The 23,188-nt window shown below is 72.1% G+C and carries 22 protein-coding genes; 12 read left to right on the plus strand and 10 right to left on the minus strand.

Translation table 11 applies throughout. From position 1 onward, the window contains the following. The first annotated feature begins 34 nt into the window (after nucleotides 1-34). The 5 genes from QFZ76_RS19780 to rbsD all read left to right on the plus strand — a co-directional run bounded on the left by QFZ76_RS19780 (nucleotide 35) and on the right by rbsD (nucleotide 5,993). Nucleotides 35-1,105 (plus strand): LacI family DNA-binding transcriptional regulator, encoded by a 1,071-nt coding sequence (locus tag QFZ76_RS19780; protein ID WP_307674985.1) that lies wholly within the window; start codon nucleotides 35-37, stop codon nucleotides 1,103-1,105. Then, nucleotides 1,102-2,688: a sugar ABC transporter ATP-binding protein gene (locus QFZ76_RS19785; RefSeq protein WP_307674986.1), complete on the plus strand. Its 1,587-nt coding sequence runs from the start codon at nucleotides 1,102-1,104 to the stop codon at nucleotides 2,686-2,688. The genes QFZ76_RS19780 and QFZ76_RS19785 overlap by 4 nt, the downstream gene beginning before the upstream one ends. Continuing rightward, nucleotides 2,678-4,627 (plus strand): substrate-binding domain-containing protein, encoded by a 1,950-nt coding sequence (locus QFZ76_RS19790; protein ID WP_307674987.1) that lies wholly within the window; start codon nucleotides 2,678-2,680, stop codon nucleotides 4,625-4,627. The genes QFZ76_RS19785 and QFZ76_RS19790 overlap by 11 nt, the downstream gene beginning before the upstream one ends. A 77-nt stretch (nucleotides 4,628-4,704) precedes the next feature. Next, nucleotides 4,705-5,607, plus strand: coding sequence for a ribokinase (locus QFZ76_RS19795; RefSeq protein ID WP_307674988.1), 903 nt, complete (start codon nucleotides 4,705-4,707; stop codon nucleotides 5,605-5,607). Continuing rightward, nucleotides 5,604-5,993 carry a D-ribose pyranase gene (rbsD, locus tag QFZ76_RS19800; RefSeq protein ID WP_307674989.1) on the plus strand — a complete coding sequence of 130 codons (390 nt, stop codon included), beginning with the start codon at nucleotides 5,604-5,606 and terminating at the stop codon, nucleotides 5,991-5,993. Before QFZ76_RS19795 ends, rbsD begins: the two co-directional genes overlap by 4 nt. Nucleotides 5,994-6,181: 188 nt before the next feature. On the opposite strand, the gene QFZ76_RS19805 is transcribed toward rbsD, so the two are convergent. From QFZ76_RS19805 to QFZ76_RS19820, 4 genes are all read right to left on the minus strand, one after another. Beyond that, nucleotides 6,182-7,315: a hypothetical protein gene (locus QFZ76_RS19805; RefSeq protein ID WP_307674990.1), complete on the minus strand. Its 1,134-nt coding sequence runs from the start codon at nucleotides 7,313-7,315 to the stop codon at nucleotides 6,182-6,184. A 124-nt stretch (nucleotides 7,316-7,439) separates the two neighbouring features. Continuing rightward, nucleotides 7,440-8,279 (minus strand): sugar phosphate isomerase/epimerase, encoded by an 840-nt coding sequence (locus QFZ76_RS19810; RefSeq protein ID WP_307674991.1) that lies wholly within the window; start codon nucleotides 8,277-8,279, stop codon nucleotides 7,440-7,442. After that, a complete protein-coding gene (locus tag QFZ76_RS19815) occupies nucleotides 8,276-9,427 on the minus strand; it encodes a dihydrodipicolinate synthase family protein (protein WP_307674992.1) in 1,152 nt (383 codons plus the stop codon). The genes QFZ76_RS19810 and QFZ76_RS19815 overlap by 4 nt, the downstream gene beginning before the upstream one ends. Further along, nucleotides 9,424-10,575 (minus strand): Gfo/Idh/MocA family protein, encoded by a 1,152-nt coding sequence (locus tag QFZ76_RS19820; RefSeq protein WP_307674993.1) that lies wholly within the window; start codon nucleotides 10,573-10,575, stop codon nucleotides 9,424-9,426. The genes QFZ76_RS19815 and QFZ76_RS19820 overlap by 4 nt, the downstream gene beginning before the upstream one ends. Nucleotides 10,576-10,902: 327 nt before the next feature. Between QFZ76_RS19820 and QFZ76_RS19825 the strand changes: the two genes are divergently transcribed. The 4 genes from QFZ76_RS19825 (at nucleotide 10,903) to QFZ76_RS19840 (ending at nucleotide 14,653) form a co-directional block, all read left to right on the plus strand. Then, a complete protein-coding gene (locus QFZ76_RS19825; RefSeq protein ID WP_307674994.1) occupies nucleotides 10,903-11,949 on the plus strand; it encodes a LacI family DNA-binding transcriptional regulator in 1,047 nt (348 codons plus the stop codon). A gap of 246 nt (nucleotides 11,950-12,195) precedes the next feature. Continuing rightward, nucleotides 12,196-12,792 (plus strand): dihydrofolate reductase family protein, encoded by a 597-nt coding sequence (locus QFZ76_RS19830; protein WP_307674995.1) that lies wholly within the window; start codon nucleotides 12,196-12,198, stop codon nucleotides 12,790-12,792. Nucleotides 12,793-12,908: 116 nt separating this feature from the next. Further along, the gene (locus QFZ76_RS19835) at nucleotides 12,909-13,841 is read left to right on the plus strand and encodes a bifunctional helix-turn-helix transcriptional regulator/GNAT family N-acetyltransferase (RefSeq protein ID WP_307674996.1); all 933 of its coding nucleotides are present in this window, start codon (nucleotides 12,909-12,911) and stop codon (nucleotides 13,839-13,841) included. 11 nt (nucleotides 13,842-13,852) lie between these two features. Beyond that, complete coding sequence (locus tag QFZ76_RS19840) at nucleotides 13,853-14,653, plus strand: sugar phosphate isomerase/epimerase (protein WP_307674997.1); 801 nt, start codon at nucleotides 13,853-13,855, stop codon at nucleotides 14,651-14,653. Nucleotide 14,654: 1 nt separating this feature from the next. Here QFZ76_RS19840 and QFZ76_RS19845 read toward each other — a convergent pair whose 3' ends face one another. Beyond that, the gene (locus QFZ76_RS19845) at nucleotides 14,655-15,278 is read right to left on the minus strand and encodes an RBBP9/YdeN family alpha/beta hydrolase (RefSeq protein WP_373464326.1); all 624 of its coding nucleotides are present in this window, start codon (nucleotides 15,276-15,278) and stop codon (nucleotides 14,655-14,657) included. 51 nt (nucleotides 15,279-15,329) lie between these two features. On the opposite strand from QFZ76_RS19845, the gene QFZ76_RS19850 reads away from it, so the two are divergent. Continuing rightward, on the plus strand, nucleotides 15,330-16,265 hold the full coding sequence (locus QFZ76_RS19850) for a LysR family transcriptional regulator (RefSeq protein ID WP_307674998.1): 936 nt from the start codon (nucleotides 15,330-15,332) through the stop codon (nucleotides 16,263-16,265). A gap of 31 nt (nucleotides 16,266-16,296) precedes the next feature. Here the strand turns inward: QFZ76_RS19850 and QFZ76_RS19855 are convergent, their stop codons facing one another. The 5 genes from QFZ76_RS19855 to QFZ76_RS19875 form a co-directional block, all read right to left on the minus strand. Continuing rightward, a complete protein-coding gene (locus QFZ76_RS19855) occupies nucleotides 16,297-16,647 on the minus strand; it encodes a hypothetical protein (protein WP_307674999.1) in 351 nt (116 codons plus the stop codon). Between the two features lie 34 nt (nucleotides 16,648-16,681). Beyond that, entirely contained in the window at nucleotides 16,682-17,179 is a 498-nt protein-coding gene (locus QFZ76_RS19860; RefSeq protein WP_307675000.1) for a hypothetical protein, read from the minus strand. Continuing rightward, on the minus strand, nucleotides 17,172-17,801 hold the full coding sequence (locus QFZ76_RS19865) for a GNAT family N-acetyltransferase (protein ID WP_307675001.1): 630 nt from the start codon (nucleotides 17,799-17,801) through the stop codon (nucleotides 17,172-17,174). Before QFZ76_RS19865 ends, QFZ76_RS19860 begins: the two co-directional genes overlap by 8 nt. A 12-nt stretch (nucleotides 17,802-17,813) precedes the next feature. Beyond that, a complete protein-coding gene (gene aroA, locus QFZ76_RS19870) occupies nucleotides 17,814-19,055 on the minus strand; it encodes a 3-phosphoshikimate 1-carboxyvinyltransferase (protein WP_307675002.1) in 1,242 nt (413 codons plus the stop codon). 84 nt (nucleotides 19,056-19,139) lie between these two features. After that, the gene (locus QFZ76_RS19875) at nucleotides 19,140-20,075 is read right to left on the minus strand and encodes a peptidoglycan-binding protein (protein ID WP_307675003.1); all 936 of its coding nucleotides are present in this window, start codon (nucleotides 20,073-20,075) and stop codon (nucleotides 19,140-19,142) included. A 464-nt stretch (nucleotides 20,076-20,539) separates the two neighbouring features. Between QFZ76_RS19875 and QFZ76_RS19880 the strand changes: the two genes are divergently transcribed. Further along, the gene (locus tag QFZ76_RS19880) at nucleotides 20,540-22,375 is read left to right on the plus strand and encodes a glycoside hydrolase family 3 protein (RefSeq protein ID WP_307675004.1); all 1,836 of its coding nucleotides are present in this window, start codon (nucleotides 20,540-20,542) and stop codon (nucleotides 22,373-22,375) included. A 160-nt stretch (nucleotides 22,376-22,535) separates the two neighbouring features. Next, a complete protein-coding gene (locus tag QFZ76_RS19885) occupies nucleotides 22,536-23,174 on the plus strand; it encodes a hypothetical protein (RefSeq protein WP_307675005.1) in 639 nt (212 codons plus the stop codon). Nucleotides 23,175-23,188: the final 14 nt, after the last annotated feature.

A 23,188-nucleotide genomic window follows, 5' to 3' on the forward strand; every position in this document is an offset into this window, starting at 1 on the left:
GCGCTCATGAGGTCCACAAGGAGGTGGAGCCGCGATGGCGAGCATCAAGGACGTCGCCGGCCAGGCCGGCGTGTCCGTCGCCACGGTCTCGCGTGTCCTGAACGACCATCCGTCGGTCAGCGCGGACGCACGCGCACGCGTGCTGGCCGCCGTCGAGTCGCTGGGCTACCGCCGCAACGCCGTCGCCCGGTCGCTGCGCACCGACCAGACCCACACCCTCGGCCTGGTCATCAGCGACGTGATGAACCCGTACTTCACCGAGCTGGCCCGCTCCGTGGAGGAGGAGGCCCGCGCGCTGGGCTACAGCGTCATCATCGGCAACGCCGACGAGCGGCCGGACCTCCAGGACCACCACGTACGGAACCTGCTGGACCGCCGTATCGACGGCCTCCTCGTCTCCCCCACCGACGGCGGCTCGCCGCTGATGCTCGACGCCGTGCGGGCGGGGACGCCGATGGTCTTCGTGGACCGGTGGATTCCGGGCGTGGAGGTGCCGGTCGTCCGGGCGGACGGGCTGGCGGCCGTGCGCGACCTCGTCGCCCATCTGCACGGCCTCGGCCACCGACGCCTCGCGATCATCGCGGGACCGGCGGCGACCACGACCGGTCAGGAGCGTGTGACGGCCTTCAGGGAAGCGCTGCACGCGTACGGTCTCGATCTCCCCGAGGTCTACATCGGCCAGGGCGACTTCCAGGCCGCCAGCGGGCGGCGGGTCACCGAGGGCTTCCTCGACCTGCCGGAGCCGCCCGAGGTCGTCTTCGCCACGGACAACCTGATGGCCCTGGGCGCGCTGGACGCGATCCGCGCGCGCGGGCTGCGGGTTCCCGAGGACATCGCGCTGGCCGCGTTCGACGACATCCCCTGGTTCGTGCACACCGATCCGCCGATCACCGCGATCGCCCAGCCCACGGGCGAGCTGGGGCGGGCCGCCGTGCGCGCACTGGTCGACCGCATCGAGGGGCGAACCCCCGAGTCCGTCACCCTCCCCGCCCGTCTCGTCGTACGCCGCTCCTGCGGCGAACCGGCAGAGCCACCGGCTTCCCCGGAGCCGCCCCCCGCGCAGTCCCCCGCTGTGCGGTCCCCCGTAAGAAGGAGCCAGCCGTGAGCAACCAGGACGAGTTGCTACGCATCGAGGGCATACGGAAGACCTTCCCCGGCGTGGTCGCGCTCGACGGCGTCGACTTCGACCTGCGCCGGGGCGAGGTGCACGTGCTCCTCGGTGAGAACGGCGCGGGCAAGAGCACCCTCATCAAGATGCTCTCCGGCGCCTACACGCCCGATGGCGGGCGGATCCTGGCCGGCGGCGAGGAGGTGCGCATCCATGGTGCGCAGGACTCCGAGCGCCTCGGGATCGCCACCATCTACCAGGAGTTCAACCTCGTACCCGATCTGACGGTCGCCGAGAACATCTTCCTGGGGCGGCAGCCGCGCCGCCTGGGGATGATCGACCGGAAGAGGATGGAGGCGGATGCCGCCGTCCTCCTGGAGCGCGTCGGTGTGAACGTGTCCCCCCGCGCGCGGGTGCGTGAACTCGGTATCGCGCGTCTTCAGATGGTCGAGATCGCGAAGGCGCTGAGCCTGAACGCCCGGGTGCTGATCATGGACGAGCCGACCGCCGTCCTCACCTCCGAGGAGGTGGAGAAGCTCTTCTCCATCGTGCGCGCGCTGCGCGAGGACGGGGTCGGGATCGTCTTCATCACGCACCACCTGGAGGAGATCGCCGCCCTGGGAGACCGGGTGACGGTCATCCGTGACGGCAGGAGTGTCGGGCAGGTCCCCGCCGACACGCCCGAGGACGAGCTCGTACGCCTCATGGTGGGGCGGTCGATCGAGCAGCAGTACCCGCGCGAACGGGCCGACACCGGGAGCGCGTTGCTCACGGTCGAGGGGCTGACCCGGGACGGTGCCTTCCGCGACGTCACCTTCGAGGTGCACGCCGGCGAGGTCGTCGGCATCGCCGGGCTGGTCGGGGCCGGTCGTACCGAGGTCGTACGGGCCGTGTTCGGGGCGGACCCGTACGACAAGGGGGCCGTGAAGGTCTCCGGTGCCGCGGTTCCCAAGTACGACGTCAACGCGGCGATGACCGCGGGGATCGGGCTGATCCCCGAGGACCGCAAGGGCCAGGGGCTGGTGCTGGACGCGTCCGTCGAGGAGAACCTCGGGCTGGTGACCATGCGGTCGGCGACCCGTGCCGGGCTCGTCGACCTCAAGGGGCAGCGCGCGTCGGCCGCGCGGATCGCCGGGCAGCTCGGCGTGCGGATGGCGGGGCTCGGACAGCACGTGAGGACGCTGTCCGGCGGCAACCAGCAGAAGGTCGTCATCGGCAAGTGGCTGCTCGCCGACACCAAGGTGCTGATCCTCGACGAGCCGACCCGCGGGATCGACGTCGGCGCCAAGGTGGAGATCTACCAGCTGATCAACGAACTGACGGCCGCCGGTGCCGCCGTCCTGATGATCTCCAGCGATCTGCCCGAGGTGCTCGGCATGAGCGACCGGGTGCTGGTGATGGCCCAGGGCCGGATCGCGGGCGAGCTGTCCGCCGGCCAGGCCACCCAGGACGCCGTCATGGCACTCGCCGTAAGCAACCCCACTGAAGCGGTGAGCAACCGCACTGAACCGGTAAGCAACCGCACTGAAGCCGTAAGCAACCGCACCACCACTGAACCGGAGGCCGGCCGTGGCCGCTGACACGCTCAAGAGCGGGGCGGGCGCCGGTGGCGCCGCGGCCGTCCGCCGTCTGCTCCTCGACAACGGCGCGCTCACCGCGCTGATCGTCCTCGTCGTCGCCATGTCGGCGCTGTCCGGGGACTTCCTGACCACCGACAACCTTCTCAACGTGGGCGTCCAGGCGGCCGTGACCGCCATTCTCGCCTTCGGTGTGACCTTCGTGATCGTCTCGGCGGGCATCGACCTGTCGGTGGGCTCGGTGGCGGCCCTGTCGGCCACCGTCCTTGCCTGGAGCGCCACTTCGCACGGCGTGCCGGTCGTCATAGCGGTCGTGCTCGCGATCGCCACGGGTATCGCGGCCGGCCTGGTCAACGGCTTCCTCATCGCCTACGGCAAGCTGCCGCCCTTCATCGCGACGCTCGCCATGCTGTCGGTGTCCCGCGGTCTGTCGCTGGTGATCTCCGAGGGCTCGCCGATCGCCTTCCCCGACTCGGTCTCGCACCTCGGGGACACGCTCGGCGGCTGGCTGCCGGTGCCGGTGCTCGTGATGATCGTGATGGGGCTGATCGCCGCCTTCGTGCTCGGCCGGACCTACATCGGCCGCTCCATGTACGCGATCGGCGGCAACGAGGAGGCCGCCCGGCTGTCCGGCCTGCGCGTGAAGAAGCAGAAGCTCGCCATCTACGCCCTGTCCGGCGTCTTCGCCGCCGCCGCGGGCATCGTGCTCGCCTCCCGGCTCTCCTCCGCGCAGCCGCAGGCCGCCGACGGCTACGAGCTCGACGCGATCGCCGCGGTCGTCATCGGCGGCGCCTCCCTCGCGGGCGGCACCGGCAAGGCGTCCGGCACACTGATCGGCGCGCTGATCCTGGCGGTGCTGCGGAACGGGCTCAACCTCCTGTCCGTCTCCGCCTTCTGGCAGCAGGTCGTCATCGGTGTCGTGATCGCGCTGGCGGTGCTGCTCGACACGCTGCGCCGCAAGGCCGGGGCGACGCCACTGGCCACGGGCGCGGCCGGCGGGGGCAAGGGCAAGCAGGCGACGACGTACGCGCTGGCCGCGGTGGTCACCGTGGCGATCGTCGGCGCGACCTCGTTCCTGCACAACGGCTCCTCGTCGTCCTCGAACCCGAAGGTCGGTCTGTCGCTGTCCACCCTCAACAACCCGTTCTTCGTCCAGATCCGGGCGGGTGCCCAGGCCGAGGCGAAGAAGCGGGGCGTGGACCTGACCGTCACGGACGCGCAGAACGACGCCTCCCAGCAGGCCAACCAGCTGCAGAACTTCACGAGTTCGAGCTTCGGCGCGATCATCGTCAACCCGGTGGACTCGGACGCGGCGGGCAACTCGGTGAAGTCCGCCGACAAGGCGAAGATCCCGGTCATCGCCGTCGACCGCGGCGTCAACAAGGCCACGGTGGACGCGCTGGTCGCCTCCGACAACGTCGCCGGCGGTGAGCTCGCCGCCAGGACGATCGCCGACAAACTGGGCGGCGAGGGCAAGATCGTCATCCTCCAGGGCCAGGCGGGCACCTCCGCCGCCCGGGAACGCGCCGAGGGCTTCGCCAACGGCCTCAAGGCCTACCCGGGCATCCAGGTCCTGGCCCAGCAGCCGGCCGACTTCGACCGCACCAAGGGCCTCGACGTGATGTCGAACCTGCTCCAGGCCCACCCGGACGTCCAGGGCGTCATCGCCGCCAACGACGAGATGGCCCTCGGCGCGATCAAGGCGCTGGGCTCCAAGGCCGGCAAGTCCGTCCAGGTCGTCGGCTTCGACGGCACGCCGGACGGCCTCAAGGCGGTCGAGGCGGGCACGCTGTACGCGTCCGTGGCGCAACAGCCGACCCAGCTCGGCAGGATCGCCGTGGACAACGCGCTCAGGGCGCTCCAGGGCAAGAAGATCGAGGAGACGGTGAAGGTGCCGGTGAAGGTGGTCACGAAGGAGAATGTGGCCGGGTTCAGCGGCTGACATCGACGAGCGGGCGGGCGGCCGTACCCCTGGGGTGACGGCCGCCCGCCCCGAATCACTCACTAGGGGAGCCATCCATGTACGACTACGACCTACTGGTCGTAGGGTCGGCCAACGCCGACCTGGTGATCGGCGTCGAACGACGCCCCGCGGCCGGAGAGACGGTCCTCGGCTCCGACCTGGCCGTCCATCCCGGTGGCAAGGGCGCGAACCAGGCGGTCGCCGCCGCCCGCCTGGGCGCCCGTACGGCCCTGCTGGCCCGGGTCGGCGACGACGCGCACGGCCGGCTGCTGCTCGACTCCCAGCGGGCGGCCGGCGTCGACACGGTGGGCGTGCTGGTGGGCGGCGCGCCGACCGGCGTCGCACTGATCACGGTGGATCCGTCCGGCGACAACAGCATCGTGGTCTCGCCGGGCGCGAACGGCCGGCTGACGCCGGGGGACGTACGGGCGGCGGGAAGCCTCTTCCACGCCTCCCGCGTGGTGTCGACGCAGCTGGAGATCCCGCTGGAGACGGTCGTGGAGGTCGTACGGAACCTGGCGCCGGACGGCCGCTTCGTACTGAACCCGTCACCGCCGCGGCCGCTTCCCCCGGAGCTGCTGGCGGCCTGCGACCCGCTGATCGTCAACGAGCACGAGGCGAAGGTGATCCTGGGCGAGGCCTGCGTGAGCGACGTACCGGAGGACTGGGCGCGGATCCTGCTCTCGAAGGGCCCGCGGTCGGTGGTGGTGACACTGGGCGCGGAGGGTTCCCTGGTGGCGTCCTCGGAGGGTCTCGTGCGGGTCCCGTCCGTGAAGGTGGCCGCCGTGGACACGACCGGCGCGGGCGACGCGTTCACCGCGGCACTGGCGTGGCGGCTGGGCGCGGGCTCCTCGCTCCCGGAGGCGGCGGCCTACGCGTCCCGGGTGGGGGCGGCCGCGGTGACGAAGCGTGGCGCCCAGGAGTCGTTCCCCACGGCGGCGGAAGTGGCCTCGCTGTGAAGAAGGCCGGAATCCTCAACCGCCATCTCGCCGGCGCCCTCGCCGAACTGGGCCACGGGGACGGCGTGCTGGTGTGCGACGCCGGCATGCCGATCCCCGACGGGCCGCGGGTCGTCGACCTCGCCTTCCGCGCCGGGGTGCCGTCCTTCGCCGAGGTGCTGGAGGGGCTGCTGGCCGAGCTGGTGGTGGAGGGCGCGACGGCTGCGACGGAGGTACGGGAGGCGAACGCGGCGGCTTCGGGGCTGCTGGACGGCCACTTCCCCGGCCTGACCCTGGTCCCGCACGAGAAGCTCAAGGAGCTGTCGGGGGGCGCGCGTCTGGTCGTACGGACCGGGGAGGCACGGCCGTACGCGAACGTGCTGCTGCGGTGCGGAGTCTTCTTCTGAGCCACCGGTGATCATGGCCGCGAAAACCTTCGAGGGGGCTCGGTCCGCAGACCGCGCCCCCTCGGGTTTTCCCCTCCACATCAGAACCCCCGCGATCCCCCCAGATCCCCCTCCGAGAAGTCCTGATGCCAAGTACGACTCGCGTGGTGGGGAGAGGGTTGTACGGCGTCCTGAGATTTTTTCCGGCGCTAGCTCGCCCGCCACCTGAGCGGCTTCACGCCCGTGCCCTCGCCCTTGAACGACACCATCGCCGGGCGGTCGCCCTTCGGGAGCAGGTAGATCGTGCACAGGGTGAGCGTGGCGTTCGGCTGCAGGCGGGTGTTCGAGACGCTGCCACGGCACTGGTCGATGCCCTCGCCCTCCTTGGAGGCGGAGATGGACAGGTCGAGCAGGGGCTGCACGTCACGGCCCCCGGCGCTGCGCAGGGCCACGCCGTCGTCCATGACCGGGAGGAGCTTCTGCTTGCCGACGTTGCGGTACTCGACCGACACGTACCAGGGCACGGTGTTCTTGGACGTGTCGCTCAGGTCGTAGTCGCGCAGGTCGGCGAGGCTTCCGGCGCGCACGCTCTTCGGCGTGACGCGGATCGGGACGGCAGCGCCCTTCGTCGTGACGTCCTCCCAGGACGAGTCGGCGGTCGTGCCCGCGGCCAGCAGTCCGTCGTCGCCCTTGCCGTCGCCGACCTTCCACAGCAGGGTGCCGCCGGTCTCGTCGGAGTAGGCGACGGTCGCGGGCTCAGGTCCCTTGGGCATCATGACCAGTTGGCAGACCGTGGCGGTGCCGCCCGGGGGGACGGAGGCGGGGCCGGCCTTGTCGCAGTCGTCCGGCAGGCTCGTACTCGGGGCGGTGGCAAGCGAGTTGGCGTTCCACAGGTTCACCGGCGTGCCCGGCGTGCCGTCGGCGACGGTGACCGTGAAGTTCGCCTCGGGTCCCGGGCCGGTCACCGCGTCCGAGCCGGTGTTGGTGTATCCGACGGTCAGGTAGTACGGGACCATGCCCTGGAGGTCCTCGTCCATGGTGACGTCTTCGAGGTCGGCGGCCGTGCCACGCGTGAGCCGCTTGGGGGCGATCTTCACCTGCTGCGTCGCACTGGAACTGGTCCACGTCCCTTCGCGTACGGTCGACTCGACCGTCAGCGCCACGGGTTTGCTGGTTCCCTTGCCGGAATCGGCGCCCGCCCGGTCACCGGAACCGCCCGAGTCGGAGCCGTCCGCCCCACAGGCCGTCACCACCAGCGCGAGCACACCGGCCCCCGCAATTCCCGCCATCGCCCTGCGCGTACGCATCCGCACCCCGTGTTTGCTCTCCGCTGTTCTGTTCACGACGCGAACAGCCTATACACAGGGGATCTTGCGCGATCCGGCCGCCGGGAGTCTCCCCCACCCGGCGGCCGTCGATCGCTTCCGGCGAGACCGGTGACGCGTTCGCCTCCGCTCGCTCACGCACTCATCGGATCACGTGCTCCACGAACCGTGCCGCGGTCTCCGCGAGCACCTCTCGGCCGTCCCGTGCCCACAACGCGTCGTTGAACAGCTCGACTTCGATCGGCCCGGTGTAGCCGGCCGCCTCCACGTAGCCCTTCCACTCCCGCATGTCGATCGAGCCGTCCCCGATCTGGCCGCGGCCGTTGAGGACGCCCTCCGGCAGCGGGGTGGTCCAGTCGGCGAGCTGGAAGGTGTGGATACGGCCGCCCGCACCCGCGCGGGCGATCTGCGCGGGGGCCGTGTCGTCCCACCAGATGTGGTACGTGTCCACCGTGACGCCGACCTGGTGGGCCGGGAAGCGTTCCGCGAGGTCGAGGGCCTGGGTGAGGGTCGAGACCACGCAGCGGTCGGCGGCGTACATGGGGTGCAGCGGCTCGATGGCCAGCTTCACGCCGTGCTGCTCCGCGTACGGGCCCAGCTCGGCCAGCGCGTCGGCGATCCGCTCCCGGGCGCCGTGCAGGTCCTTGGAGCCGGCCGGCAGGCCGCCGGAGACCAGAACCAGGACCTCGGTGCCGAGGGTGGCGGCCTCGTCGACCGCCCGGCGGTTGTCGGCCAGGCCCGCCGCGCGCTCGTCCGGGTCGGTCGCCGTGAGGAAGCCGCCGCGGCAGAGGGTGGTGACGGCCAGACCCGCGTCGCGGACCAGCTTCGCCGTCGCCTCCACACCGTACGACTGGACCGGTTCGCGCCAGAGGCCGAGTCCCGGGACACCCAACTCGAGGCAGGTGTCGACCAGTTCGGGCATCGACAGCTGCTTGACCGTCATCTGGTTGATGGAGAAGCGGGAGAGGTCCGTGGTGCTCACTGGGTCACTCCGTACAGGCTCAGCAGGTTCTTCATACGCTCCTGGGCCAGCTTCGGGTCCGGGAACAGGCCCAGACCGTCGGCGAGTTCGTAGGCGCGGGCGAAGTGCGGGAGGGAGCGGGCCGACTGGAGGCCGCCGACCATGGTGAAGTGGCTCTGATGGCCCGCGAGCCACGCCAGGAACACCACGCCCGTCTTGTAGAAGCGGGTCGGCTTCTGGAAGAGGTGGCGGGACAGCTCGACGGTGGGGTCGAGGAGTTCGCGGAAGGCGGCCACGTTCCCGGTGTCGAGGATGCGGACCGCCTCCGCCGCCAGCGGGCCCAGCGGGTCGAAGATGCCGAGCAGCGCGTGGCTGAAGCCCTTCTCGTCGCCCGCGATGAGCTCGGGGTAGTTGAAGTCGTCGCCCGTGTAGCAGCGCACGCCCTTCGGGAGCCGGCGGCGCAGGTCGACCTCGCGCTGGGCGTCCAGGAGGGAGACCTTGATGCCGTCCACCTTGTCCGGGTGCGCGGCGATGACCTCGAGGAAGGTGTCGGTGGCGGCGTCGAGGTCCGTCGAGCCCCAGTAGCCCTCCAGCGCCGGGTCGAACATCGGGCCCAGCCAGTGCAGGATCACCGGCTCGGCGGACTGGCGGAGCAGGTGGCCGTAGACGTCGAGGTAGTCCTCGGGGCCCTTGGCGGCCGCCGCGAGGGCGCGGGAGGCCATGAGGATCGCCTGGGCGCCGGACTCCTCGACGAGGGCCAGCTGCTCCTCGTAGGCCGCGCGGACCTCTTCCAGTGTCCCGGCGGCGATCTGGTCGGTGCCGACGCCGCACGCGATCAGACCGCCCACCGCTTTGGCCTCGGCGGCGCTGCGGCGGATCAGCTCGGCCGCGCCCGCCCAGTCCAGGCCCATGCCGCGCTGGGCGGTGTCCATGGCCTCGGCGACGCCGAGCCCGTGGGACCACAGGTGGTGGCGGAAGGCGAGGGTGGCGTCCCAGTCGACGGCGGCGGGCGAGTCCGGCGACCCGTCCGCGTACGGGTCGGCCACCACGTGGGCCGCCGAGAAGACCGTACGGGAGGTGAAGGCGGCGCCGGAGGTGACGGCGAGGGGTTCGGGGCGGGGTTCGTAGGTCCGCAGCCCGCCCTTGAAGTCGGGGAGTCGGATGGTCACAGCGAGACCTCCGGCACGTCGAGGCGACGGCCCTCGGCCGAGGACTTCAGGCCCAGCTCGGCGAGCTGGACGCCGCGGGCGCCGGCGAGGAGGTCCCAGTGGTAGGGGGCGTCGGCGTAGACGTGCTTGAGGAAGAGCTCCCACTGGGCCTTGAAGCCGTTGTCGAACTCGGCGTTGTCGGGGACCTCCTGCCACTGGTCGCGGAAGGCCTCGGTGGCGGGGATGTCCGGGTTCCAGACCGGCTTGGGGGTGGCGCTGCGGTGCTGGACACGGCAGTTGCGCAGACCGGCGACGGCGGAGCCCTCGGTGCCGTCGACCTGGAACTCCACGAGCTCGTCGCGGTTGACGCGGACCGCCCACGAGGAGTTGATCTGGGCGATCGCGCCGCCGTCGAGCTCGAAGATGCCGTAGGCGGCGTCGTCGGCCGTCGCGTCGTAGGGCTTGTCGTTCTCGTCCCAGCGCTGCGGGATGTGGGTGGTGGCGATGGCCTGGACGGACTTCACGCGGCCGAACAGCTCGTGGAGCACGTACTCCCAGTGCGGGAACATGTCGACAACGATGCCACCGCCGTCCTCGGCACGGTAGTTCCACGACGGGCGCTGGGCCGCCTGCCAGTCGCCCTCGAAGACCCAGTAGCCGAACTCGCCGCGGACGGAGAGGATCCGGCCGAAGAAGCCGCCGTCGATGAGGCGCTTGAGCTTGAGCAGGCCGGGGAGGAAGAGCTTGTCCTGGACGACGCCGTGCTTGATGCCCTTCGCGTTGGCCAGGCGGGCGAGCTCCAGGGCGCCGTCGAGGCCGGTGGCCGTCGGCTTCTCCGTGTAGATGTGCTTGCCCGCGGCGATCGCCTTCTTGATCGCCTCCTCGCGGGCGGAGGTGACCTGGGCGTCGAAGTAGATGTCGACGGTCGGGTCGGCGAGGACCGCGTCCACGTCCGTAGAGATGTGCTCCAGGCCGTGCCGCTCTGCCAGCGTCCGCAGGGCGTGCTCGCGGCGGCCGACCAGGATCGGCTCCGGCCACAGCACAGTGCCGTCGCCGAGGTCGAGGCCGCCCTGCTCGCGGAGGGCCAGGATGGAGCGGACCAGGTGCTGGCGGTAGCCCATGCGCCCGGTCACGCCGTTCATGGCGATACGCACCGTCTTGCGTGTCACGTCATTCCCTTCGTAGGCGTCGTACGCGTTTCGTACGCGGTTGTGCGCGCCGCGTACGCCTCTACTGATGAGCGTTACAGCAAGCGCTTTCTATCTGATGAGAAGCTAGCCTCTGAGCAGCGGTCCAGACAAGACCGTGACGGGGTTGAGTTGTTCGAGGGGGCGAACAACTGGGGGTGGGGGCTTTAAGGTCTGGTCGACACCATTGGCTTACCCATGGCTCGGCCATGGCTTACCCACGGCTCACCCACGGCTGCGGGAACCGGTGGGGGCCGTTGGCCCGTGTACGACGAGGTACGACGAGAAGCGCGACCGGAGGACGACGAGATGACGGTGACCCTGGCGGACGTGGCGGCCCGCGCCCAGGTCTCCCCCGCGACGGTGTCGCGCGTGCTCAACGGGAACTATCCCGTCGCCGCCTCCACCCGTGAGCGGGTGCTGCGGGCGGTGGACGAGCTGGACTACGTACTGAACGGCCCGGCCAGCTCGCTGGCGGCGGCGACGTCCGACCTGGTCGGGATCCTGGTGAACGACATCGCCGACCCGTTCTTCGGGATCATGGCGGGCGCGATCCAGTCCGAGATGGGCGGACCCGGCGGGCGGGCCGGCGGCGAGCGGCTGGCGGTCGTGTGCAACACCGGGGGCTCACCGGAGCGCGAGCTGACCTACCTCACGCTGCTGCAGCGGCAGCGGGCGGCGGCCGTCGTGCTGACCGGCGGTGCGATGGAGAACGTGCCGCACGCGGCGGCCATGACGTCGAAGCTGCGGAAGATGGCGGACGCGGGGACGCGGGTGGTGCTGTGCGGGAGACCGCCGGCGCCGGACACCCGGGCGATCGCGCTGACCTTCGACAACCGCGGGGGCGGGCGGGAACTCACCGAGCACCTCATCGGGCTCGGGCACCGGCGGCTGGGCTACATCGCGGGCCCCGAGGAACGGACGACGACCCGGCACCGGCTGGAGGGCCACCGGGAGGCCCTGAAGGCCCACGGCATCGACGAGGACCCGCGCTGGACCGTCCACGGGCGGTACGACCGGCGCTCGGGCTACGAGGCCACGCTGGAGCTGCTCCGTCGGGACCCCTCGCTCACGGCGGTGGTGGCGGCGAACGACTCCGTCGCGCTGGGGGCGTGCGCGGCGCTGCGGGACTCCGGGCTGCGGATTCCGGACGACGTGTCGGTGGCCGGGTTCGACGATCTTCCCTTCAGCATCGACGCGGTGCCCGCTCTGACGACGGTTCGGCTGCCCTTGGCCGAGGCGGGGGCACGGGCGGGGCGGATCGCGATGGGGCGGGAGGAGCCGCCGCCGGGAGGGATCGCGACGGTGCGCGGGGAGTTGATGGTGCGGGGGTCCTCCGGGGTGCCGCGGCGGTGAGCGCGCCGGTGCTTGTTCGGTGACCCGGCGTTGGTTCTCCGAGGGCTCCGCCCCCGGACCCCCGGGCCTTTGCCCACCCTGCCGCCCGCCTCGGTCGGTCGAGAGGTGGGCCTTGACCCTGGGGGCTGGCCCCCCAGACCCCGCTGAAGACCGTGACCGATGAGTTTCGCGGCGCGCCCCGGTCTGTACAGCCGTGATCGCCGAGCACGTCGGTTCGGCGTCCGTGAGGAAACTGGAGTGAGTCCCATGCGCATCGTCATCACCGCTTTCATCAGTCTCGACGGCGTCGTCCAGGCGCCCGGCGGGCCCGAGGAGGACACCGAGGGCGGGTTCGCGCACGGTGGCTGGACGCACCCGTTCTTCGACCCGGACGTCGTGGGCGGGGCCTTCGACGCGGCGCTGCAGGAGGCGGACGCGCTGCTGTTCGGGCGGCGTACGTGGCAGTCGATGGCGCAGGCGTGGCCGGAGCGGGCCGGGGATCCTTTCGCCGACCGGATGAACTCCATGCCGAAGTACGTGGTGTCCCGGACGCTCGCCGATGAGCAGCTGACCTGGAACAACACCACCCGTATCGCCGGCGACGAGGCCGTCGCGCACCTGCGCAAGCTGCGCGAGGGCGACGGCGGCACCCTCCTGGTCATGGGCAGCCCCTCGCTCGCCCGCACACTGCTGAGCGAGGGCCTCGTCGACGAGCTGCGGCTCATCGTCATGCCGGTGATGCTCGGCGGCGGCAAGTCGATCTTCCCGGAGGACGGGACCAAGGCCGCCTTCGAGCTGGTGTCGACGACGGCCGCACCGACGGGGACGCAGGTGTGCGTGTACCGGGCCGCCAAGGAGGCGTGACGAACCGACGGAGCGGGCGCCGCACGGCCATGGACGGACGGCGCCCCCGCGTCCTACGCTCGACCCAGCGATATCTCTGACTGAGTCAACCATCGGAGCTTCGGGGGTGGGTCGACATGACCGTCCAGGACATCCGCGCCTTCAACCGCTTCTACACGAACGTCATCGGTGCCCTCGACTACAGCCGCCAGCTCTACGCGCCCTACACGCTCACCGAGTCCCGTGTCCTGTACGAGCTCGCGCACTCCCCGCGTACGGACGCGGCCGACCTGCGTGGCGAACTCTCCCTGGACGCCGGGTACTTGAGCCGGATCCTGAACAAGTTCGAGCAGGACGGCCTGATCGAGCGGGCGCCCTCCCGGCAGGACCCGCGCCGACGCCGTGTCACGCTCACCGCACGCGGCCGCGAGACCGCCGCTCTGCTCGCCGAGCGCGCCAACGAGAGCGTGGGCGCCCTGCTGTCCACCGTCCCCGCCGCCGACCGGCCCCGTCTCGCCGAGGCGATGCGCACGGTCCGTACGATCCTCGCCGACGGGCACCGGCCCCGGCCCGAGGACGTCGTCCTGCGCGAGCCCGGCCCCGGCGACCTCGGCTGGATCGTGCAGCGCAACGCCGCGCTGTACGCGGCCGAGTACGGCTGGAACGCCGACTACGAGGGGCTGGTCGCGAGGATCGTCGCCGACTTCGCGGAGGACCACGATCCGCACCTGGAGCGGGTGTGGATCGCCGAGCTGGACGGCCGGCCGGTGGGCTGTGTGATGTGCGTACGGGACGAGGCGCCCGCCACCGCCCGGCTGCGGCTGCTGCTGGTCGAGCCGGACACGCGGGGGCTGGGCATCGGTGACCGGCTGGTCCGGGCGGTCGTCGACTTCGCGCGCGGGGTCGGCTACCGCGACCTGGTCCTGTGGACCAACGACGTCCTCGCCTCCGCCCGCCGCATCTACCAGCGGCACGGTTTCGTCCTCGTCGCCGAGAAACCCCACCGCTCGTTCGGAAAGGACCTGAACGGCCAGGACTGGCGCCTGGACCTCAGCGGCACCGGCGAGTGACAGTAGGGACCATGAAACTGGCGTTCTCCACCCTCGGTGTCCCCGGCCTGCCCCTCCCCGAAGTGCTGCGGCTCGCGACGACGTACGGCTACCACGGTGTCGAACTGCGCGCGGATCCGGAGGAGCCGGTCCATCCCGGCCTCGACCTGGCCCAACGCGCTGACGTGGCGGCCGAGTTCAAGGCGGCGGGCGTGGAGGTCCTGGGGATCGCGGGGTACGCGCGGGTGGCCGCGCCGGGCGACGACGCTCCCGTGATCGAGGAGATGCGCCGACTGCTCGACCTCGCCCGCGACCTGGGCGCCCCCTTCATCCGGGTGTTCCCCGGCGGCGGCGCCGAGCAGAGCCGGGAGGAGGCCGACGCCACAGCGGCCGGTCGCCTCGGCACGGCCGCCGAGTACGCCGCCGACCTCGGCGTCCGCATCCTCCTCGAGACCCACGACTCGCACCGCACCGGCGCCGACGCGATCCGCGTCCTCGGCCGGGTCGGCCACCGCCAGGTCGGCGCCCTCTGGGACGTCATGCACACCTGGCTGGGCGGCGAACAGCCCTCGGAGACCTACGCGGCGCTCTCCCCCTACCTCGGATACGTCCAGGTCAAGGACATCGCCTCCCCCGACGACACCACCCCGCTCCGCCTCGGCGCCGGCGTCCTGCCCCTCACCGAGTGCGTGGACGTCCTCTCCCGCCACGGCTGGGACGGCTGGCTGTGCTGGGAGTACGAGAAGCGGTGGTACGAGGCGGCCGCCCCGCTCCCCGACCTGCTGCGCGCGGGCCACGACCACCTGGCCCGGCTGCTCAACGACAGCGCGTGAATCACCCCCCGGACCCGGCCGCCGGACGCGCCGCGATCTTCGCGTCCGGGGCGAGGCACCAGTCCAGTACGGCGGGCCAGGAGCCGTAACCGGCGTCCAGGTCGAGGTGGGCGGCGCCGGGGAGGATCTCGGTCGGGATGCCGAGCGGGTCGCCGAAGAGCGTGCGCGCGCCCTCCGGGCAGTACGGGTCGTCGTCGCCGGCGACGAGGAGGGTGGGCGTGGGGAGAGCGAAGTCGAGGGGCGGCGCGGCGAACGCGACGACCTCCGGGTGCCGTACGAGTACGGAGGCCGAGGGCGGGCCGACGAGGAGCACCCGGTCGACGTCCCCGACACCCGGCACGGCACGGGCGACGGCGTGCAGCCACAGCAGGGCGGAGGCGCTGTGCGCGACGACGACCCGCTCGCCGGCCCCGCGGAGCGCGCCGAGGTGCCGGGCCAGCTCGCCCAGCCAGACGTCCAGGTCGGGGTCGTCGGCGTCGGGCAGCTGCGGGTAGGTGACGTGGTGGCCGAGGGCGGTGAGCCGGTCGGCCAGCCAGTGCTGCCAGTGGTCCTTGGGGCGGTGGTTCTGCCAGCCGTGGAGGATGAGGTAGGAGGCGTCGGCGGTCATAGCGGCATCGGCGGTCATGGACGCGATGCTTTCCGATCCCCGTCGCCCAGGTCCAGTTAATCTTCTGCGGTGGAACAGGTAAGCGAGACCTTCACAGTCGACCTGCGTCGTCTGAACATCCTGCGCGAGCTGCAGCGCCGGGGCAGTCTGGCGAGTACGGCGGCGGCCCTGCACCTGACGCCTTCGGCGGTCTCCCAGCAGCTCGCGACGCTGGCCCGCGAGGCGGGCGTACCGCTGACGGAACGGGACGGGCGGGGCGTACGGCTGACCGGGCAGGCCCGGGTCCTGCTCGCCCACGCCGATCTGATCGCCGCCCAACTGGAGCGGGTGCGGGCCGACTTGGCGGCGTACGGGGAGGGCGGCCGGGGTGCGGTGACGGTCGGCTGCTTCTCCAGCGGCATCCTGGGCCTGCTGCCGGCCGCGCTGCGCGCCCTCGGCGCACGCCTCCCCCACGTCCGTGTCGACGTCGTGGAGGCCGAACCGCCGGACCTGTTCACCGCGCTCGACGGGGGCCAGGTGGACGTGGCCGTGGCGGTGGACTTCGCGGCGGCGCCGCCGCACACGGACCGTCGCTACAGCCGGGTGGACCTGTTCACCGACGTCCTGGACGTGGCGCTGCCGACCGGGCATCGCCTCGCCGGCCGCGAGCGAGTGGCGTTGCGGGAGCTGGCCACCGAGGCGTGGATCGTCGGGGACGCCCGGAGCTGCTGTGGTGCGGTGGCCCGGTCGGTGTGCGCGGCGGCCGGCTTCACGCCGGACGTCCGGCACGCGGTGAACGACTGGGGGGCGCTGGCGGCGCTGGTGGAGGCGGGTCAGGGGGTGGCGCTGGTGCCGCGTCTGGTGCGGCCGTTGTACGCCCACCGGGACCTGGCCGTGCGCCCGGCCGAGGGCGAGCCGCCCTCGCGGAACGTCTTCGTGGCCGTTCGGGCGGGGGCGGAGGGGGATCCGGTGCTGGCGGCGGTGCGGGAGGAACTGCGTACGGCGGCGGCCGTCGTAGGCGCGTGAGCGCCGGTCATCGGCAGGCCGCAGGGGGACGTCAGGTGACGACCGCGACGACGACCAGGGCCGCCCATACCGCGGCCAGCGCGCCCACTCGGAACAGGGGCACCCCGTCGAGGATCCTGCCCAGCCGTCCGGCCTCTCCGACCCGGACGGTCGGGAGGCGGCTCAGGGCCCACGTGAGCAGCAGCGATGCCCCGGTCGCATAGGCGAGCAGGAAGAAGGGGCGGGCGCTGGGGTAGTCCGGGTCCCAGGGCTCGTGGGCCTCGTTCTCCATCCACAGGAGCGCGGCGACGGCGTACCACAGGAGTGCGCTGCCGCCCGTGACGACGGTGTCCAGCTCGGTGGACAGCACCGGCCTGCGGATGGTGGCTCGGCCCGGCATCATGGGGAGTTCCTCGGGGTCATGGCCAACGCCTCTCTCAGTCCCACCAGTTGAACAGCAGGTCGCTCAGCGTATCCGGCTGCCAGTAACGCAGCTGCGCCAACTCGGCCTCCGCGAGCCCGGCCAGGTCCACCCTGCTCATCGGTGTGCTCAGCTCGTCGGCCCGCAGGGCCCGGAGGCCGGCCGCCCCGAAGGCCTCGGCCCAGGCCGGCGGGTCCACGAACCCCGACAGCGGGCGTCCCGGCTCCGGCGGGGTGTCCGTGAAGGCGACGAGTGGCAGGTGGGCGTGGCACAGGACGGTGCGCGACTCCCCGCGTCCGGCGATCGTCACGGCCTCGAAGCTCGACAGGCCGGGGATCGTCAGCACGTCGACGCGACGCCCGCCGCCTTTCCCGGCGGCCTCGAAGCACGCGGCGCGGAACAGCCTCACGTCCGTCGTCGGCAGGGGCTCGCCGCCCCCGTCCCGGAAACCCGTCGCACCCCGCGCGGGTCGTATCGGCGCCTCCCCGGCCCCGGACGGCCCTCCGCTATCCACGCGCCGCCAATCCCGCCACCCGCTCCTCCAGCCGGCCCCGGCACTGGGGCCACTCCGCCGCCGTGATCGAGAAGATCGCGGAGTCGCGCAAGCGGCCGTCCTCGCCCGGCGCCCAGGAGCGGGACCAGTTGCGCAGGACGCCCTCGAAGCGGGCGCCGGCCTTCTGGATGGCCGCGCGGGAGCGGTCGTTGCGGGCGTCCGTCTTGAGGTCGACCCGGGCGACGCCCCACTTCTCGAAGGCGTGCCGGAAGAGCAGGAGTTTGGCCTCGGTGTTGATGCCCGTGCCCTGGGCGGAGGCGGCGAGCCAGGTGAAGCCGACCTCGACGGCGTCCAGTTGGTCGTCGGTCAGCCAGGAGCGGGGCTCCCAGAAGGACGTGGCGCCGACGACCCGGTTCGTGCGTGCGGAGATCTGGACGTACGGCGCGAGTCGTCCCGTGGCCGCGCGGGCGAGCTGTGCGTCGATGTACGCGGGGACCTCGTCGGCCCGGGGGACCCAGGTGAACTCGTAGGTGTCCCGGTTCTCCTCCGCCGCCTGCGCCAGCCCGGCCGCGTGCCGGTGCTCCAGCGGTTCCAGGCGGACCAACGCGCCCTCCAGGACAGGCCCCTCCAGCTTGAAACTCACCCTCGCCGTCCCTCACAACCGTGCGCGCAGCGCCCCGAACTCCTCATGGAAACCGGGGAAAGTCTTGCGTACGCAGCCCGGGTCGTCGAACGAGATTCCCGGCGCGCGCAGTCCCGTCACGGCGAAGGACATCACGATGCGGTGGTCGCCGTACGAGGTGATCTCGGCACCCACCAGGCCGTCGGCCGCTCCACCCGGCCGGATCTCGATCCAGTCCGGGCCCGTCTCCACCGTCGCCCCCAGCCGTCGCAGGTTCTCCGCGCAGGCCTCCAGGCGGTCGCACTCCTTGACCCGGGTGTTCGCCACGTCCTCGATCCGTACCGGGCCGGAGGCGAAGGGGGCGATCGCGGCCAGGGTCGGCATGGTGTCGGAGATGTCCCGCATGGCGACCGTGAGGCCGTTCAGGCGGCCGGTTCCCCTGACCGTCGTGGCGTCCGCACCGATCGTCACCTCGGCGCCCATCCGCCGCAGTACGTCGACGAAGCCGAGGTCGCCCTGGAGCGCCCCCGCGCCGAGGCCGGGGACCGTGACCTCGCCGCCCGTCAGGGCCGCCGCCGCGAAGAAGTAGCTGGCGGTGGAGGCGTCGGGCTCGATCGCGTACGTCGTGGCCCGGTAGCCGCCCGGCGGGACGGCGAAGACGTTCCCGTCCCGCCGCACCTCGACCCCGAACTCCCGCATCATCGCGAGCGTGATCTCCACGTACGGCGCCGAGACGAGGTCCGTCACCGCGATCCGCAGACCGGTCCGCGTCAGCGGGCCCAGCAGCAGCAACGCCGTCAGGTACTGCGAGGACTGGCCCGCGTCCAGCGTGACCTCGCCGCCCTCGACGCCCGCCGCCACCACCGTCAGCGGGTGGTGGCCCTCGGCCTCCTCGTGCCGCAGGTCCACGCCCAGGTCGCGCAGGGCCCGGGTCAGCGGGAGCAGCGGGCGCCGGCGCATCTGGGGCGAGGCGTCGAAGCGGTACGTGCCGTGGCCGGCCGCCGCCAGGGTCGGCAGGAAGCGGCTGGTGGTGGCGCCGTCGCGGCAGTACACGTCCGCCTCGGTCACCGCCGGGCCCTGCGGGCGGCCGTCGACCTGCCAGGCGTCCGGGGTCCGGCCGACCCGATAGCCGAGCCGTACCAGGCCCTCGGCGAAGCCCTCCGTGTCGTCCGAGCGGAGCGGGCGCAGCAGGGTGGTGACGCCGTCGGCCGCGGCCGCCAGGAAGAGGGCGCGGGCGGTGACGGACTTGGAACCGGGGATCTGTACGACGGCCATGGGGCCATGCTGACCCGACCCCCGGCCCACGTGCCGGAACGTCCGCGGAGTGGACCTTGAGCGGCCGTGCGGGTGCCGTCCCGGTCAGGAGAAGAGCAGCCGCCAGGTCAGCGGGCCCGGACGGCCGTCCGCGTCGCCGCGCAGCTCCTTGCGGGACTTCTGGAAGTCACGCACGTTGAGCCGGTCCGCCTCGCCCCAGGTCCGGCTCGGGCCCACCTTGTAGTGGTCGCCGAAGCCGCGCTTCACCAGCTGCTTGCCGAGCTGGAGGACGTACGCGTTCGAGGCCCCGTCCGTGAAGTACTTGCGGCCGGGGAACGCCGGCACCGTGGGCTTGGACGGCTTGGACGGCTTCGACGGCGTGGTCTGGGGCGGGGTGTCGTCGCCGAGGTCCAGATCGTCCTTGGCGTACTTGACCACCCGGGCGAAGTCGATCGCGCCGGGGTCGCCGTGGCTGTTCTCCGGCACGTGCATGTGGCCGCAGACGCCCTTGAACCCCTTCCACTCGGCGAACGACATCCGCTGGTCGCCGCCGTTCGCGTACGACGTGGGGTACGCCGGCCACGACTTCGGGCCGGACAGCGCCACGCCGTGCTCCTCGTGCATCCACGACAGGAACCGCGCGACCTCCCGCAGGGCCCAGTCGGGGGCGTCCGGCCAGTAGATGTGGGCCTGGCCGGCGGCCTTCCACTTGGCGTGGGTCTTGGGGTCGCAGGTGCCGACCAGCTCCACCTGGCAGACGTTCAGGGTGTTCGTCTCGACGCCTTGGGCCTTGTTGACGAGGGCCCTGGACGAGCTCTCGATGTCGAAGTGCTGGTACCACTTCAGCTTCTTGGCGGCGAGGTCCGGCACCGCCGTCAGGTTCGGCGCCGAGGAACCACCGCCGTAGCCGGGCAGGCTGCGGCCCTCGGTGGTGTGCAGGACGACGACGTTGACCTCCATCGCCGTACCGGGATAGTCGTCCTGGTACCAGTTCGCGCGGCTGGCGCCGGGGTATCTCTGAGGGCCGGTCTTCGTGCTCACGTGCTGCCTCCTGATGTCGCCGGTTTCGGCTCCCTGGGGCAGATCATGATGCCAACCAGCTTGAATTGTAGAGGGGTTGGGGAAATTCGGCGTGCCGTGCGGGTCGGCGGTCCCCCCTGCCCCTCCCGTCCCCCCGCGCACGCCCGCACCAACTTCCGGAAACCGGGAACCCCGCCCCGACCCCGCTCGTCCAACTCGCAAGCTGCCGGAGAGTCACCGTGGTCCGGTGTCGGCCTCGCTGCTGGCTGCGAACGCTGACTTACCCTCTCCGCCGAACCTCGGCCGGCAGCATGCCGCCATCGGCGCGCCCCCCTCCAACTGCGCCGATGGCGGCCCCTCTCCCGACAGTGCCGCCTGCCCGGTCCGGGCCCCTTCCCGCGTTACTGTGCGCTCCCTTGACTGGCAGAAACTTCCCGGATATTGCTGACAGCTCGGAAGTTTCCTTCACGAGGGAAGGAGCGCACGTGCGCGACTCCAGCACCGCAGGCACGGGAAACACCGCACGCCCCTCCAGACGTACCGTCCTCGCCGCCTCCGCCGGCGCCACCGCCGCACTGACGGTCGGCGGGACCTCGTACGCCGCCCCCGACGACCGGCATCTGAGCACCCTCGTCTCCCGCATGACGCTGGAGGAGAAGGTCGGCCAGCTCTTCGTGACGCGGGTCTACGGCCACTCCGCCACCGCCCCCGACCAGGCCGACATCGACGCCAACCTCGCGGAGCTCGGCGTGCGTACGGCCGCCGAGGTGGTCGCCAAGTACCGGGTCGGCGGGATCATCTACTTCGCCTGGGCGCACAACACCCGCGAGCCCCATCAGATCGCGGACCTGTCGAACGGGATCCAGCGGGCCTCCCTGGAGCAGCCGCGCGGGCTGCCCGTGCTGATCTCCACCGACCAGGAGCACGGCATCGTCTGCCGGGTCGGGAAGCCCGCCACCCTCTTCCCGGGCGCGATGGCCATGGGCGCCGGGCGCTCCCGCACCGACGCCCGGACCCTCGGCCTCGTCGCGGGCCGGGAGCTGCGGGCGATGGGCATCCGGCAGAACTACTCCCCCGTCGCCGACGTGAACGTCAACCCGGCGAACCCGGTGATCGGCGTACGGTCCTTCGGTGCCGAGCCGGGCGCGGTGGCCGGGCTGGTCGCGGCCGAGGTCGCCGGCTACCAGCGCTCCAGGGTCGCCGCGACCGCCAAGCACTTCCCGGGGCACGGCGACACCGCCGTCGACAGCCACTACGGCTTCCCGGTCATCAACCACACGCGCGCACAGTGGGACGAGCTCGACGCGCCGCCCTTCCGGGCCGCCGTCCGCGCCGGCATCGACTCCATCATGACCGCGCACATCATGGTCCCGGCCCTCGACAGCTCCGGCGACCCGGCCACCCTCTCCCGCCCGATCCTCACCGGCATCCTGCGCGAGAAACTCGGCTACGACGGGGTGGTGGTGACGGACGACCTCGGCATGCAGGGCGTACGGGAGAAGTACGGCGACGACCGCGTGCCGGTGCTCGCGCTGAAGGCGGGGGCGGACCAGCTCCTCGACCCGCCCTCCCTGGCCGTCGCGTGGAACGCCGTCCTGAAGGCCGTACAGGACGGGGAACTCACCGAGGCGCGGCTCGACGAGTCGGTCCTGCGGGTGCTGCGGCTGAAGGCGAAGCTGGACCTGTTCGAGGAGCCCTACGTCAGTCAGGCCGGGGTCACCGACACCGTCGGGGCCAAGGGGCATCTGGCGGCGGCCGACCTGATCGCCGAGCGGACGACGACACTGCTGGTGAACGAGGGGCGGCTGTTGCCGCTGTCCCGGCGTACGCATCCCAAGGTGCTCGTCGTCGGCGCCGATCCCGCCTCGCCGTCCGGGACGACCGGACCGCCCACCGGGGTGCTGGCCGGCGCGCTCACCGAACTCGGCTTCACGGCCACCGCGTTGTCGACGGGCACGGCCCCCTCGTCCGCCACGATCGCCCGGGCCGTCGCGGCGGCCCGGGACGCGGACGCGGTCGTGGTGGGGACGTACAACGTCGGCGCGACCAGTGCGCAGAAGACGCTCGTCGAGCAACTGGTGGCCACAGGGAAGCCGGTGGTGGCGGTCGCGATCCGGAATCCGTACGACGTGGCCCACCTGCCCTCCGTGCCCGCCTGCCTGGCGGCGTACTCCTGGACCGACGTCGAACTGCGGGCCGCCGCCCGGGTGATCGCGGGGCGGGTGGCGCCGCGCGGGAAGCTGCCGGTGCCGGTGCAGCGGGCGGACGATCCGGCGCGGGTGCTGTATCCGGTCGGGCACGGGTTGTCGTACCGGACGTAGACCAGAGGGAGCCGCCTGGGCGCCGGAGGTAGCCGCCGGACGTAGCGCCCGTACGTCACACAACCGGCGCACGCCCCCCAAAAGGCTCAAAGCACCCTGCATGTCTGGCGTGCGCCCGCCGTGGCGGGTCACGCTGGGCGGGGGACCCGGGGGGATGGCGATGCGCGAGAGATGTTCCGTGGGGGCGGTGTGCGCACTGCTGGCGGTGCTGGCCGTCCTGTTGTCGGGATGTTCGGGGCCGGCGTCCGGTGCGGGCGAGGAGGACGGGCGGCTGGGTACGGCGGTGACGCCCTCGCCGTCCCGGACTTCGGGGTACGGCGCGGTGTTCCTCGCCGTCGACGAGTGCAGCTCCTTCGGCACGACCAGCTTCACCGAGGTGGCGTGCCACGGCGAGCGGGCCGCGGCCCGGGTCGTGGCCCGGCACGACGGCACGGTCGCCGACGGGCCCCAGTGCCCGGGGACCACGGACTTCGTGCTGCACATCAGCGAACAGAGCCAGGCGTCCGACGAGGACGGCGACGGGGCGATCCCGCAGGGCTACGCCTGTATGCGCAACCTGGGCCCGCCGCATCCCGGCGACCCGGGCGGCGGGGGCGGGCCGCGCACCATCGTCGGCGACTGCGTCTACGGCCTGGGCGACGGCCAGGTCCGCGAGACCGCGTGCGACGGCAAGGGCGGCAAGAAGCCGGAGCACAAGGTGACCAAGGCGGTCGACAAACGCAGCCAGTGCCCGCTGTCGACGGCCCTGTACGTCCAGCTGGGCGGCGAGCACCCGGTGGGCTGCGCCCGGCCGGTGTGACCCACGAGGGGACC

The organism is Streptomyces sp. V4I2 (assembly GCF_030817655.1).
Taxonomy (GTDB): domain Bacteria; phylum Actinomycetota; class Actinomycetes; order Streptomycetales; family Streptomycetaceae; genus Streptomyces; species Streptomyces plumbiresistens.

What these genes read in the sequence shown, in the direction of transcription:
- QFZ76_RS19780 (WP_307674985.1), top strand. Translation starts at nt 35, where the DNA reads ATGGCGAGCATCAAGGACGTCGCCGGCCAGGCCGGCGTGTCCGTCGCC.
- QFZ76_RS19795 (WP_307674988.1), top strand. Translation starts at nt 4,705, where the DNA reads ATGTACGACTACGACCTACTGGTCGTAGGGTCGGCCAACGCCGACCTG.
- QFZ76_RS19825 (WP_307674994.1), top strand. Translation starts at nt 10,903, where the DNA reads ATGACGGTGACCCTGGCGGACGTGGCGGCCCGCGCCCAGGTCTCCCCC.
- QFZ76_RS19830 (WP_307674995.1), top strand. Translation starts at nt 12,196, where the DNA reads ATGCGCATCGTCATCACCGCTTTCATCAGTCTCGACGGCGTCGTCCAG.
- QFZ76_RS19835 (WP_307674996.1), top strand. Translation starts at nt 12,909, where the DNA reads ATGACCGTCCAGGACATCCGCGCCTTCAACCGCTTCTACACGAACGTC.
- QFZ76_RS19840 (WP_307674997.1), top strand. Translation starts at nt 13,853, where the DNA reads ATGAAACTGGCGTTCTCCACCCTCGGTGTCCCCGGCCTGCCCCTCCCC.
- QFZ76_RS19845 (WP_373464326.1), bottom strand. Translation starts at nt 15,278, where the DNA reads ATGACCGCCGATGCCGCTATGACCGCCGACGCCTCCTACCTCATCCTC.
- QFZ76_RS19855 (WP_307674999.1), bottom strand. Translation starts at nt 16,647, where the DNA reads ATGATGCCGGGCCGAGCCACCATCCGCAGGCCGGTGCTGTCCACCGAG.
- aroA (WP_307675002.1), bottom strand. Translation starts at nt 19,055, where the DNA reads ATGGCCGTCGTACAGATCCCCGGTTCCAAGTCCGTCACCGCCCGCGCC.
- QFZ76_RS19885 (WP_307675005.1), top strand. Translation starts at nt 22,536, where the DNA reads ATGCGCGAGAGATGTTCCGTGGGGGCGGTGTGCGCACTGCTGGCGGTG.